11 protein-coding genes and 1 pseudogene are annotated in these 13014 nt (G+C 72.1%); 8 read left to right on the plus strand and 4 right to left on the minus strand.

Annotated elements, in window-relative coordinates:
* Positions 1 to 74 precede the first annotated feature (74 nt).
* Positions 75 to 1574, minus strand: a complete 1500-nt coding sequence (locus tag FIV44_RS27710; RefSeq protein ID WP_246086658.1) for a leucyl aminopeptidase — start codon at positions 1572 to 1574, stop codon at positions 75 to 77.
* 43 nt (positions 1575 to 1617) lie between these two features.
* On the opposite strand from FIV44_RS27710, the gene gcvT reads away from it, so the two are divergent.
* Genes gcvT through FIV44_RS27740 form a run of 6 tightly spaced genes read left to right on the plus strand, consistent with a single transcriptional unit; the run spans position 1618 to position 6156 of the window.
* On the plus strand, positions 1618 to 2727 hold the full coding sequence (gene gcvT / locus FIV44_RS27715) for a glycine cleavage system aminomethyltransferase GcvT (protein ID WP_141007259.1): 1110 nt from the start codon (positions 1618 to 1620) through the stop codon (positions 2725 to 2727).
* A 2-nt stretch (positions 2728 to 2729) separates the two neighbouring features.
* Positions 2730 to 2999: a hypothetical protein gene (locus FIV44_RS27720; protein WP_141007260.1), complete on the plus strand. Its 270-nt coding sequence runs from the start codon at positions 2730 to 2732 to the stop codon at positions 2997 to 2999.
* A gap of 19 nt (positions 3000 to 3018) precedes the next feature.
* Entirely contained in the window at positions 3019 to 3870 is an 852-nt protein-coding gene (locus FIV44_RS27725; protein ID WP_141007261.1) for a PhzF family phenazine biosynthesis protein, read from the plus strand.
* A 9-nt stretch (positions 3871 to 3879) separates the two neighbouring features.
* A complete protein-coding gene (locus FIV44_RS27730; RefSeq protein ID WP_141007262.1) occupies positions 3880 to 4674 on the plus strand; it encodes a thymidylate synthase in 795 nt (264 codons plus the stop codon).
* Positions 4671 to 5192 (plus strand): dihydrofolate reductase, encoded by a 522-nt coding sequence (locus FIV44_RS27735; RefSeq protein WP_141007263.1) that lies wholly within the window; start codon positions 4671 to 4673, stop codon positions 5190 to 5192. Before FIV44_RS27730 ends, FIV44_RS27735 begins: the two co-directional genes overlap by 4 nt.
* A 25-nt stretch (positions 5193 to 5217) precedes the next feature.
* Positions 5218 to 6156 (plus strand): LLM class F420-dependent oxidoreductase, encoded by a 939-nt coding sequence (locus tag FIV44_RS27740; RefSeq protein ID WP_141007264.1) that lies wholly within the window; start codon positions 5218 to 5220, stop codon positions 6154 to 6156.
* Here FIV44_RS27740 and FIV44_RS27745 read toward each other — a convergent pair.
* Positions 6140 to 6820 carry an alpha/beta fold hydrolase gene (locus FIV44_RS27745; RefSeq protein WP_141007265.1) on the minus strand — a complete coding sequence of 227 codons (681 nt, stop codon included), beginning with the start codon at positions 6818 to 6820 and terminating at the stop codon, positions 6140 to 6142. The genes FIV44_RS27740 and FIV44_RS27745 overlap by 17 nt on opposite strands.
* Before the next feature lie 87 nt (positions 6821 to 6907).
* On the opposite strand from FIV44_RS27745, the gene dapA reads away from it, so the two are divergent.
* Together dapA and FIV44_RS27755 are read left to right on the plus strand one after the other, a co-directional pair.
* Positions 6908 to 7795, plus strand: a complete 888-nt coding sequence (dapA, locus tag FIV44_RS27750; RefSeq protein WP_141007266.1) for a 4-hydroxy-tetrahydrodipicolinate synthase — start codon at positions 6908 to 6910, stop codon at positions 7793 to 7795.
* Positions 7795 to 9479: pseudogene (locus tag FIV44_RS27755) on the plus strand (ribonuclease J). Before dapA ends, FIV44_RS27755 begins: the two are co-directional and overlap by 1 nt.
* A 119-nt stretch (positions 9480 to 9598) precedes the next feature.
* On the opposite strand, the gene FIV44_RS30930 reads toward FIV44_RS27755, so the two are convergent.
* Together FIV44_RS30930 and FIV44_RS27760 are read right to left on the minus strand one after the other, a co-directional pair.
* Entirely contained in the window at positions 9599 to 10252 is a 654-nt protein-coding gene (locus FIV44_RS30930; RefSeq protein ID WP_181410872.1) for a hypothetical protein, read from the minus strand.
* Between the two features lie 44 nt (positions 10253 to 10296).
* Complete coding sequence (locus FIV44_RS27760; RefSeq protein WP_141007267.1) at positions 10297 to 12783, minus strand: M4 family metallopeptidase; 2487 nt, start codon at positions 12781 to 12783, stop codon at positions 10297 to 10299.
* Positions 12784 to 13014: the final 231 nt, after the last annotated feature.

Raw genomic sequence — 13014 nt, forward strand, 5'->3', positions numbered from 1 at the left:
CTCGACAGGCAACCCAGCCTGCCGTCGCTCCGGCGCCTGGCCATCGCGCGCGTCTCGCGACGCTCGCGACGCCGTCAGGCGTCGCCGCGAGCCCTGACGTACTCGATGAGCGTCGCCACGCCGTAGCCGGTCGCGCCGGCCGTGAGGTGCCCGTTCGGACCGCCCTTGTTGAAGGTCGGCCCGGCGATGTCGAGGTGCGCCCACGGCAGGGCGCCGGTGAACGCGCGGAGGAACGCCGCGGCGAACAGCCCGCCGCCCCAGCGGATGCCGTCGTACTGGGCGAGGTCGGCGATGGCGGAGCTGTGGATCCGGTCGTCCATGTACTCCGGGATCGGCATCGGCCACGCGTCCTCGCCGGCCGCGGCGCCGGCCGCGATCACCTGGGCGACCACGTCGTCGTCGCCCATCACGCCGGCCAGCCGGTCGCCCAGCGCCAGCACCATGTGACCGGTCAGGGTGGCGATGTCCACGATCGTGTCGGGCTCGGCCTCCACGGCACGGCCCAGCGCGTCGGCCAGCACCAGCCGGCCCTCGGCGTCGGTGTTGCTGACCTCGACGGTCGTGCCGTCGTACGTCGTCAGCACGTCGCCGGGGCGCATGGCGGCGTCGCCGATCATGTTCTCGGCGAGGGCGGCGAAGGCGGAGATCCGCACCGGGAGGCCGAGCCGGGCGGCGGCGAGGGTGGCCTGGACGACGGCGGCGGCGCCGGCCATGTCCTCCTTCATCGTGGCCATGCTCGCCGCCGGCTTGATCCACAGCCCGCCGGAGTCGAAGGTGATGCCCTTGCCGACGAGCGCGACGTGGGCGACCGCGTCGGCGGGGGCGTAGGTGAGCTCGACCAGGCGCGGGGGCGCGGCCGAGCCGGCGCCCACGCCGAGGAGTCCGCCGCAGCCCAGCTCGGCCAGGCGGGTCTCGTCGAGCACGTCCACCTTCACCTTGGCGCCGCCCTTCGGCAGCCCCTTGTTGACGTCCTTGACGGCCGCGGCGATGGCGTCGGCGAACGCCGGCGGGGTCAGGTCGGCCGGCGGCGTGTTCACCCAGTCCCGGGTGGCGACGACGGCGTCGACCACGACCTGCGCGGACTCGACCGCCGCGGCCACCTCGGCCCGGCGCGCGACCGGCGTGAGCACCACGACCTCGGCCGGCGTGGTCGGCGTCGCGGGCTTGCTCTTGTAGGAGGTGAAGGCGTAGCCGCCGAGCCGGTAGCCCTCCACCACGGCCCGGACCAGCTCCGGGCCGTCGGCCGGCAGGGCCAGCGCGACCGACGCGGCGTTGGTGACCGCGCGCGCGGCGTTGCCGGCGGCGCGTCGTACCGCCGCGGCATCGGGGTCCGCGCCCAGCCCGACGAGCACGAGCAGGGGGGAGGCGATGGTCCCGCCGGTCGGCACCTTCGCGACCTCGCCGGGCGCGCCCTTGGCGCCGACGGTGGCGAGCAGGCCCTTGAGCTTGCGGCCGTACGCCGCCGCGACGTCCTCCGCGCCCGGCGCCAGCACCCCGTCGGGCAGCACCCCCACGACGACCGCCTCGGCGCGGGTCTTGGCGGGGCTGGCCGTACGGAGGGCGAAGGTCGTCACGCCCCGCAGGATATCGGCCGCGCTATGCAATAGATTCCGGATCATGGCGGACCCGACCCCCCTCCACTCACCCCTGCACGACCGGCACGAGGCGCTGGGCGCCAAGTTCTCCGAGTTCGGCGGCTGGCTGATGCCGCTGGAGTACCCGACCGGCGTCGTCAGGGAGCACGCCGCGGTCCGCGACGGCGTCGGCATCTTCGACGTCAGCCACCTCGGCAAGCTCGTCGTGCGCGGCCCGGGCGCGGTGGAGTTCCTCAACGCCACGCTCACCAACGACCTGCACCGGATCGGGCCCGGCAGGGCGCAGTACAGCCTCGTCGTCGACGACGCGACCGGCGGGATCGTCGACGACGTCTTCACCTACTACCGCGACGACGACCACGTGCTCGTCGTGCCCAACGCCAGCAACAACGACGAGGTACGCCGCCGCCTGGCGGCGGCCGCCCCGGACGGCGTCGAGGTGCTCGACCACCACCGCGACTACGTCGTCCTGGCGGTCCAGGGCACGAGGTCGGACGAGGTCGTGGCCGGCATCGGCCTGCCGGTCGGCCACGACTACCTCACCTTCGTGGAGGCGCCCTTCGAGGGTGCGCAGGTCGTGGTCTGCCGCACGGGCTACACCGGCGAGCGCGGCTACGAGCTGATCGCGCCCTCCGAGGTCGCGCCCGCGCTGTGGGACGCGCTGATGGCGGCGGGCGAGCCGTACGGCCTGGTGCCGGCCGGCCTCGGCGCCCGCGACACGCTGCGCACCGAGATGGGCTACCCGCTCCACGGCCAGGACATCTCCCCGGACATCACCCCCAACGAGGCCCGCCTCGGCTGGGCGGTCGGCTGGAAGAAGCCCGCGTTCTGGGGCCGCGAGCGGCTGCTCGCCGAGCGCGAGGCGGGACCGCGCCGCAAGCTGGTGGGGATCGTCTCCACCGGCCGGGCGATCCCGCGTCCCCACATGAGCGTGCGGCTGCTGCGCGACGTCCCCCTCGGCGAGGTCACCTCCGGCACCTTCTCGCCGACCATGCGCAAGGGGATCGGCCTGGCACTGGTCTCGACCGTGGTCGACGACGGGGCCGAGGTGATGGTCGACGTCCGCGGCCGGCCCGAGGTCTTCCAGATCACCAAGCCGCCGTTCGTGCAGCCGTCCGTGCGAGAGTCATAGCCATGACGTTGCCCGAGCAGCCCGCGCCGTACCGCCCCTCCGCCCCGGCCGACAACCCCTGGCACTGGCGCCTCGAGGACGCGTCCGGCGCCGAGGTCGCGCTGTCCGGCCCCGACGCGGAGGAGTACGCCGACCAGGCGTTCCCGAGCCAGGGGGACGCCGAGTCGTGGATCGGCGAGATCTGGTCCGAGCTCGCCGACCTCGGGGTCGCGCAGGTGACCCTGTTCGAGGTCGACCGCGAGGTATACGGCCCGATGTCCCTCAGCGCATGACGCCGTGCTGCGTGTCGGCATGACGTCGCGAGACTTCCGCCAGGTCGACGTCTTCACGGACGAGCCGCTGCTCGGCAACCCGGTCGCCGTCGTCCACGACGCCGACGCGATGAGCGACGACGAGATGCAGCGCATCGCGCGCTGGACCAACCTGAGCGAGACCACCTTCCTGCTCGCGCCGACCGACCCCGCCGCGGACTACCGGCTGCGGATCTTCACTCCGTCGACCGAGCTGCCGTTCGCCGGGCACCCCACCCTCGGCTCGGCCCACGCGTGGCTCGAGGCCGGGGGCGCGCCCGCCGGCGAGCGCGTGGTCCAGCAGTGCGGCATCGGCCTGGTCGAGCTGCGGCGCGCCGGCGGGCGGCTGGCGTTCGCCGCGCCGGACCTGCTGCGCTCCGGACCGGTCGACGACGCGCTGGCCGACCGGATCGTCGCCGCGCTCGGCCTCGATCGCGCGGCCGTGCTCGGCATGGCCTGGGCTGACAACGGCCCGGGCTGGGTGGGCGTCCGGCTCGGCTCGGCCGCCGAGGTGCTCGCCCTCGCCCCGTCGTACGCCGACCTGCCGGTCGACGTCGGCGTGATCGGCCCCCACCCGGAGGGCTCGGAGTGCGCGGTCGAGGTGCGCGCGTTCTGCCCGCACGCCGCCGGGATCACCGAGGACCCGGTCACCGGCTCGCTCAACGCCTCGCTCGCGCAGTGGCTGGCGGGCGACGTGCTGCCGGCGTCGTACGTCGCCGCGCAGGGGACCGTGCTCGGCCGGCGCGGCCGGGTCCACGTCGAGACCGCCGCGGACGGCACGATCTGGGTCGGCGGAGACACGTGCACGACCATTCACGGGACGGTCACCCTCGGACCACCGTCCGCCGACTAGCCTGAGGTCGTGCGCGCGTACCTCGATCTCGTCCAACGCATCCTCGACGAGGGCGCCGAGAAGGGCGACCGCACCGGCACCGGCACGCTGAGCGTGTTCGGGCACCAGATGCGCTTCGACCTCACCGCGGGCTTCCCGCTGGTGACGACCAAGAAGATCCACACCCGCTCGGTCTTCGGCGAGCTGCTGTGGTTCCTGCGCGGCGACACCAACGTGCGCTGGCTGCAGGAGCGCGGCATCACCATCTGGGACGAGTGGGCCGACGAGAACGGCGACCTCGGCCCCGTCTACGGCGCCCAGTGGCGCTCCTGGCCCACCCCCGACGGCGGGCACATCGACCAGCTCGCCCAGGTGATCGCCCAGATCCGTGCCAACCCCGACAGCCGGCGCCACATCGTCTCCGCCTGGAATCCCAGCCAGGTCGACGAGATGGCACTGCCGCCGTGCCACAGCCTGTTCCAGTTCTACGTCGCCGACGGGCGGCTCAGCTGCCAGCTCTACCAGCGCTCGGCCGACGTCTTCCTCGGCGTGCCGTTCAATATCGCGTCCTACGCCCTGCTCACCCACATGGTCGCCCAGGTCACCGGCCTCCGCGTCGGGGAGTTCGTGCACACGCTCGGCGACGCCCACCTCTACTCCAACCACCTCGAGCAGGCCCGCCTCCAGCTCACCCGCGAGCCGCGGCCGCTGCCGAAGCTGCTGCTGAACCCCGCGGTGACCGAGATCGACGCCTTCGAGCTCGAGGACGTCACGGTCGAGGGCTACGACCCGCACCCCGTCATCAAGGCCCCGATCGCCGTATGACGACTCCCGCAGGCCGGCGGGTCACCCTGGTGGCCGCCGTCGCCGAGAACGGCGTGATCGGCGCCGACGCGAACATCCCGTGGAAGCTCCCCGAGGACTTCGCGCACTTCAAGGCCACCACCATGGGCCATGTCCTGGTCCTGGGCCGCACGACTCACGAGGGCATCGGCCGCCCGCTGCCCGGCCGGACCACGATCGTGCTCACCCGCGACCCGTCGTACACCGCCGACGGGGTCGAGATCGCCCACTCCATCACCGACGCGCTCGCCCTCGCCGACCGGCTGCTCGACGGACAGCCGGACGACCGGCAGGTGATGATCGGCGGGGGAGCGGCCGTCTACGCCGCCGCGCTGCCGTACGCCGACGAGCAGGTCGTCTCGGAGATCCCGCTCGCGCCGGAGGGCGACACCCACTACCCGGAGATCAGCCCCAAGCGGTGGCGCGAGGTGCGCCGCGAGCCCCGCGACGGGTTCACCATCGTGTGGTGGGAGCGGGCCTTCGCCTGCGGCGGGTCCTGACCGGGCGGCTGGCAGGGTAGGGGCCATGGAGCTCCGTGTCTTCACCGAACCCCAGCAGGGCGCGACGTACGACGACCTGCTGGCCGTCGCCCTCGAGGCCGAGCGGCTGGGCTTCGGTGCCTTCTTCCGCAGCGACCACTACCTCCACATGAGCGGCGACGGCCTGCCCGGCTCGACCGACGCGTGGACGACCCTCGCCGGCCTGGCCCGCGACACGACCACGATCCGGCTCGGCACGCTGATGACCAGCGCGACCTTCCGGTACCCCGGCGTGCTCGCCATCCAGGTCGCGCAGGTCGACCAGATGAGCGGCGGGCGGGTCGAGCTCGGCCTCGGTGCCGGCTGGTTCACCCAGGAGCACACCGCCTACGGCATCCCGTTCCCCGACACCGCCGAGCGCTTCGAGAGGTACGCCGAGCAGCTGGAGCTGATCACCGGCCTGTGGACCACGCCGGTCGGGGAGCGCTACGCGTTCGACGGCGCCCACTACCGGCTCGCCGACAGCCCGGCACTGCCGAAGCCGGTCCAGGCCGGCGGCCACCGCGGCGGCGTGCCGATCCTGATCGGCGGCAAGGGCGCCCGGCGCACGCCGGCCCTCGCGGCGGCGTACGCCGACGAGTTCAACCTGCCCTTCGTCGACGAGGAGTTCACCGCGCTCCAGTTCGGCCGGGTCCGGCGGGCGGCCGAGGAGATCGGGCGGGACCCGGACGCGATCACCTGGTCCAACGCCCTCGTCCTCTGCGCCGGCGCCGACGAGGCCGAGCTCGCCCGGCGCGCCGCCGCCATCGGCCGCGAGGTCGACGAGCTGCGGGAGAACGGACTGGCCGGCACGCCGGCCGAGGTGGTCGACAAGATCCGGCGGTACGGCGAGCTGGGGGCCGAGCGGATCTACCTGCAGGTCCTCGACCTGGCCGACCTCGACCACCTGCGCCTGGTCGCGGCCGAGGTCATGCCGCACGTGTGAAGTCGGCGACCGCGGCGGACAGGCCCGCGGGATCGGCGAGCATCGGCAGGTGGCCGGTCGCCAGCTCCCGGCTGAAGTCGCCGCCGAGCGCCGTGGCATAGCCGCGCTGGAGCGCCGTGGGCATGTCGGGGTCCTCGGTGGCGAACACGTAGCCCGCCCGCGCCGACGCGGGGGCCGACGCGGAGACGGAGGGTGCCGCCGTCACGAAGAGCCGGCGCGCCTCGGGCGTGAAGTCGGCGACCAGCCGGTCCACCGTCTCCGCCGGCAGCCCCACGCCGAGCCCGGCGCGGAGCTGCTTCTCCGGCGGCCTGGTCCCCGCGATCCGCAGGATCAGCGGCAGCACCCACCGCTGGGGCACCGGCAGGGCGCCCGCGAACGAGCGTCCCGGCCGCGGCCACACGGCGGCCACGCCGAGCACGCCCGCGACCCGGTCGGGTGCGGCGGCGAGCATCGCCTGGGCCACGACGCCGCCCACGGAGTGGGCGACCACCGTGAACCGCGGCCAGTCCACGGCGGCGAGCGCCGCGGCGGCGTACTCCTCCGGTCCGGCGTCGGACGAGTCCGGACGAGGCGCCACGACGGACTCGCCGAGACCGGCGCGCACGTCGTCCCAGATCCATGCCGGCAGGCCCGAGCCACTCAGGAACATCACGGGTTCGATCACGCGCCCGACCCTGCCAGCCGCCACCGACACCGCCGGGCACCCGTGGCGGAGTGAGGGATTCGGGCCGGGGGCGATAGCCTTGGGCCCATGAGTTCTGCACCCTTCGGCACCATGCTGACCGCGATGGTCACGCCGTTCCTCGAGAACGGCTCGGTCGACCTGGACGGGGTGCAGAAGGTCGCCAAGCACCTCGTCGACCACGGCAACGACGGCATCGTCGTCTCCGGCACCACCGGCGAGTCCCCGACCACCACCGGCGCCGAGGACGGCGAGACGCTGGCTGCGGTCAAGGACGCCGTCGGCGACCGCGCGAAGGTGGTCGCCGGGGTCGGCACCAACGACACCCGCCACTCCGTCGAGCTCGCCCAGCAGGCCGAGAAGGTCGGCGCCGACGGGCTGCTGCTGGTGACGCCGTACTACAACAAGCCGAGCCAGCCGGGCGTGCTCAACCACTTCCGCCAGGTCGTCGAGGCCACCGGCGTCCCCGTCATGCTCTACGACGTGCCCGGCCGCACCGGCACCAAGATCGCGCTCGACACCTACACCGCCGCCAAGGAGTGGGACACCGTCGTCGCGGTCAAGGAGGCCACCGGCGACCTGTCCCGCACCGCCCGGCTGGTCGACCTCGGCTACGCCGTCTACTCCGGCGACGACGTCAACACCCTCGGCTACCTCGCCTACGGCGCGACCGGCCTGGTCTCCGTCGTGGGCCATGTCGCCGGCAGCCAGCTCCGGGCGATGATCGAGGCGTTCCTCGCCGGCGACCACGCGGAGGCGCTGCGGATCCACACCGGCCTGATCCCGGCGTTCGAGGCGATCATGGGCGTGCCCAACTACGGTGCCACGACCGCGAAGGCCGCGCTCGAGCTGCTCGGCGTACTCCCCAACCGGGCGGTCCGAGCCCCGCTCCTGGCGCTCGACGACGACGAGGTCGCGGAGCTCCGCGCCGGTCTCGCCGCGGCGGGCCTCCTCTGATGTCGCACCCGCACCCCGAGCTGTCCGCGCCCCCGAAGCTGCCCCGGGGCGGCCTGCGGGTCACCCCCCTCGGCGGCCTCGGCGAGGTCGGCCGCAACATGACCGTCTTCGAGTACGACGGCCGGCTGCTCATCGTCGACTGCGGCGTCCTCTTCCCCGACGACCACCAGCCCGGCGTCGACCTGATCCTCCCCGACTTCGGACCGATCCGGGACCGGCTCGACGACGTCGAGGCGCTGGTGCTCACCCACGGGCACGAGGACCACATCGGCGCGACGCCGTACCTCCTGCGCGAGCGGCAGGACATCCCGCTCGTCGGCTCCGAGCTGACCCTCGCGCTGCTCAACTCCAAGCTGCGCGAGCACCGGCTGCGCCAGACGCCGTTCTACACCGTCAAGGAGGGCGACCGGATCTCGTTCGGGCCCTTCGACCTGGAGTTCGTCGCGGTCAACCACTCCATCCCCGACGCGCTCGCGGTCGCGATCCGCACCGGCGCCGGGATGGTCCTGCACACCGGCGACTTCAAGATGGACCAGCTGCCGCTCGACGGCCGGATCACCGACCTGCGCGCCTTCGCGCGGCTGGGGGAGGAGGGCGTCGACCTCTTCCTCACCGACTCCACCAACGCCGAGGTGCCCGGCTTCACCACCGCCGAGCGCAAGATCACCCCCGTGCTCGAACAGGCCTTCGCCGAGTCGAAGCAGCGGATCATCGTCGCCTGCTTCGCCTCCCACGTGCACCGCGTCCAGCAGGTCCTCGACGCCGCCGTCAAGCACGACCGCAAGGTGGCGTACGTCGGCCGCTCGATGGTGCGCAACATGGCCATCGCCCGCGACCTGGGCTACCTCAAGGTGCCGCCGGGCGTCATGGTCGAGGCCAAGGAGCTCGCCGACCTCGCCCCGAGCGGCAGGTGCTGATCTCCACCGGCTCGCAGGGCGAGCCGCTCAGCGCTCTCGCCCGGATCGCGCAGCGCAACCACAACTTCGTGCACCTCGAGGAGGGCGACACCGTCATCCTCGCCTCGAGCCTGATCCCGGGCAACGAGAACGCCGTCTACCGCGTCATCAACGGCCTGGCCCGGCTCGGCGCCCACGTCGTCCACAAGGGCAACGCGCTGGTCCATGTCAGCGGGCACGCCAGCGCCGGCGAGCTGCTCTACTGCTACAACATCGTCAAGCCGCGCAACGTGCTGCCCGTCCACGGCGAGGTGCGGCACATGCTCGCCAACGGCGACCTCGCCAAGGCCACCGGCGTCGAGAACGTCGTGTACGCCGAGGACGGCGTCGTGGTCGACCTGGTCGACGGCGTCGCCTCCGTGGTCGGCAAGGTCGACTGCGGCTACGTCTTCGTCGACGGCCAGTCCGTCGGCGACGTCACCGAGTCCGAGCTCAAGGACCGCCGGATCCTCGGCGAGGAGGGCTTCATCTCGGTCATCGTCGTCGTCGACTCCGTCGCCGGCAAGGTCTCCGCCGGCCCCGAGATCCACGCCCGCGGCCACGCCTGGGCCGACTCCGACTTCGAGTCGATCAAGCAGCCCATCGTCGACGCCGTCAACCGCTCGATCGACGAGGGCAGCACCGACACCTACCAGCTCCAGCAGACCGTCCGCCGCACCATCGGCCGCTGGGTCAGCAACACCCACAAGCGCCGGCCGATGATCATTCCGGTGGTCGTCGAGGCCTGATCCGGCGGCTGCATGAATCCCCGGATATCCGGGGATTCATGCACTTAGTGGGGGTTGCAACCCCTGACAAGCGTATGGATCCCCGGATATCCGGGGATCCATACGCCTGTGGATAGCCGCTACTGCTTGCCCTTCAACTTGATCTTGACCTTGGCGGTGAACGGCGCGACCTGGGCGTCACCGGGGTAGCTCACGGTCGCCTTGACCTTGCGCTTGCCCTTCTTCCACAGCTTCTTGAGCTGCTTCTTGGCCTTGATCTTCACCACCCCGTTGACAGCGGTGCCGGTGTAGGTCTTGCCCTTGATCTTGACCGTGACCGGACCGGACGGCATCACGCCGTCGGCCGTCGTGATCTTGATCGTGACCTTGCCCTTCTTGGCCTTGGCCGCGGGGGAGACGGTGGCGGTGCCCGGGGCGGGCGGGGTCACGACGGACGCGGTGCAGACGCTGAGCGCCACGTTGTCGATGTACCAGCCGTCGATGCCGTTGCAGCCGTCCATGCCGAAGTCGAACCGGAACTGGACGGTGTCGCCGGCGGCGGCGACCTTCTGGAGGTCGATCACCGAGGAGCCCCACGAGCCGGTCGGTACGCCGCCGTCGGTGCCCGTGAACGCGGCCTCGCCCGCCATCGGGTTGGTGTTGCCGCCGCCGAGGGAGGTCAGCTCGCTGCCGGGGGCGTTGTACAGCCAGGCGTCCTCGGGCACCAGCTCGAAGTCGCCGCCGTTGACGCTGACCTTGACGTTGCCGCCGTCCCAGCCGACCTCGGACGCCACGTAGTGGTCGAAGGAGAGGCGCGGCAGCTGGCCGTTCGGGACGGTCAGCTCGGGTGTGGCGAGGCCGACCCGCGAGGAGTAGTCGTCGTCGCCGAGCGCGCAGTCGCCGAACCGGCCGGCGTCGCCCTTGTCGTTGAAGTACAGGACGTTCGGCCCGCCCGCGTGATCGGCGCCGCCCTCGGAGACGATCGGCAGCTCGGCGGTGACGGAGGCGTCGAAGTGCTGCGACCCGCCGCCGTCCTCGCCGAAGTCGGCGTACTCGACGTCCTGGGTCCACCCGTCGGGCAGCCCGGACTCGAAGCCCTCCGACCACAGCGTCGTGGTGGTCGTGCCCTGGCCGCAGCCGATCGTGCCGGCGGCGAACATGAGCTGGAAGTTGCACTGCACCGGGTCGACCCGCAGCTCGGTCGCCTCGGCGGCAGCGGCCACCGCGGCGCAGTCGTCCTCGGTGATCGCGTCCATCGCGCCGGCGTCGTCCTCGCCACCCCGGTGGGGCTGGAGCCGACGGTGAGATTCTTCAGCGTCGTGACACCCGTGAGGTCCGTGCAGGACTGCTCCAGGCCGTCGGCCAGCTCGGCGAATCCCGACGTGGGGGTGAGGTAGTTCGTCTGGGTGTGCCAGAAGATGTTCGCCGCCTTGTCGAGGCCGATGCCCTCGACGGTCACGTCGTTGTAGGCGCCGCCGTCGACGAGCAGCGCGTAGGTGTGGTTGACCACGCCGGAGTTGGTGTGGACGCCGCCGTTGTCGCCGGTGTCGCAGTAGTACTCCTCGTCGCTGACCTTGGCCGGGTCGCCGTAGCAGTTCGGGTTCCACATGTCGCGGATCGCGCCGCCGAACGCCGAGTCGTCCTCGCCGGAGAGCCAGCGGTAGCTGTCGTCCCGCGGGTCGGTCGCCGCGTCGTCCAGGGTGACGGTCAGCGGGGTGCCGGCCGCCTCCTTGATCCGGGTCCCGTCCGCCTGGGTGACCATGGCGCCGTACAGCTCCGAGTCACCGGCCACCGAGACCAGCCCGGCGGCGTTGTTGCCGAAGATGATGCCCACGGCACCGGCGTCCTCGGCGTTGGCCATCTTGTCGGCGAACGGGCAGGTGCCGCGGTCGACGAACACGAAGTTGCCGTCGATCTCGGCGGCGTTGTCGAACGGGGAGCAGCCGTCGGTCGTGCTCGGGCCGGCCTCGTCGGCCGCGTCCGTGCCGATGACCAGGTCGCCCTCGACGTGGTCGATGATCGGGCCGAACGACGCGGGCGCGGCGGTGCAGGTGCCGACCGGGTCGCTGATCACGACGGCGATGTCGCCGCGGGTGCCCTTCGAGCACTGCCCGTCGGTGCGGTGCGTCTCCTCGTCGGGGTCGTTGTACCGGTCGTTGAGCATGTCGACGGTCTCGCCCCAGATGTCGGAGTACGCCTCGTTCATCGCGCCCGGCTGCCACTGGTAGAGCAGGCCCGAGGTGTACTCGGTGTAGGCGTGTCCCCACTCGTGGGCGACGGTGTCGTCGGAGGAGACGCCGGAGCAGTAGTTCGTCGAGGTGCCGTTCCAGTTGGCGTTCGGGCAGGCGATGTTCGGGTCGTTGTTGACCGTGATCATCGTCGCGCCCTCACCGTCGTAGGAGTCGCGGCCGAAGGTGTTCATGAAGAGCCAGTACGCCTCGCCGGTGCCCTGGACCTCGCTCTGCTGGTCCTCGTCGAGGTCGCCCGGGAAGTCGTCGCCCTCGACCCACACCGGGTCCTCTCCGATGGACTCCTCGTGCAGCTCGCGGTCGAGCGCGTGGGCGATCATCGAGTAGCGGTTGACGGGCTTGCCGGTGATCGCGTCGAGGACGGTGGTCTCGCGCACCTGCCTGCCGTCGGTCACCTCGACGACCCAGGCGAGCAGGTTGCGTCCCTCGACGCCCTGGATCGCGCCCATCCGGTAGATCATCAGGTCGGCCTTGGTCGCCGTCAGGCTGCTCGCCTTCGGCTTGTCGGCCGCGTCCTCGCCGGCGCCGGCGGGCGCCTCGCTGGCGAGCTCGATCGCCTTGGCGGTGGCCGCGTCCTGGCCGATCCGCGGGCTGACGTCCACGTCGATCTCCGGGGCGACGTAGCCCGAGACCGAGGTGAGGTCGCCCTGGTTGTCGACGTGGGCGCGCAGCTTCGCGCCGAAGACCGGCACGCCCTGGTGCGACTGGGTGAAGTCGACGGTGTAGCCGGCCGGCGTCCGGGTGACCGCCGACTGCTCCAGCTCGGCGGCGGTGGCGCCGAACGCACGGGCGTACTTGTCGACGTACCCGCTCGCCTTGGCCGCGGCCGCGTTCGCCGACTTCGCGGCCTTGCCCGACGGGAACAGGTCATCGGTCGCGCTGATGAAGGCGACCGTGTCGGTGGCCGGGGACGTCGTCACCGCGACGCTCCCGTCCGCCTCGTTGCGCATCTGCTGGACGACCGAGGGATCCTTCGGTGCCGCCTCGATCGGCGCGGACGGGATCACGACCAGCGCCGCGCCGACCAGCGAGAGGCCGACACCCTTCCGCAGGGTGCCGGGAAGGTTGAGTCTCACGAGATGTACTCCTCCGAGATGTGAAGTGCCGTCGGTGAGGGCCGAGTGTCGCTCGCTCCAGGCACGTTCTCGGCACCCTAGAGCGCAGGAATGCGGCGGGTCCAGAGGTGCGGCGGAAAGTGTCCTTTACCTTCGTCGCCGGGCCGGAGAACATCCGGGTCCCAGCCGCCGCGCTGCCGACGGGTCGACGGCAGGTCGAGCGCGTCTCCGGCGACGCGAAAGGCAGCAAGC

The sequence above is a fragment of the Nocardioides humi genome, from assembly GCF_006494775.1.
Classification (GTDB): domain Bacteria; phylum Actinomycetota; class Actinomycetes; order Propionibacteriales; family Nocardioidaceae; genus Nocardioides; species Nocardioides humi.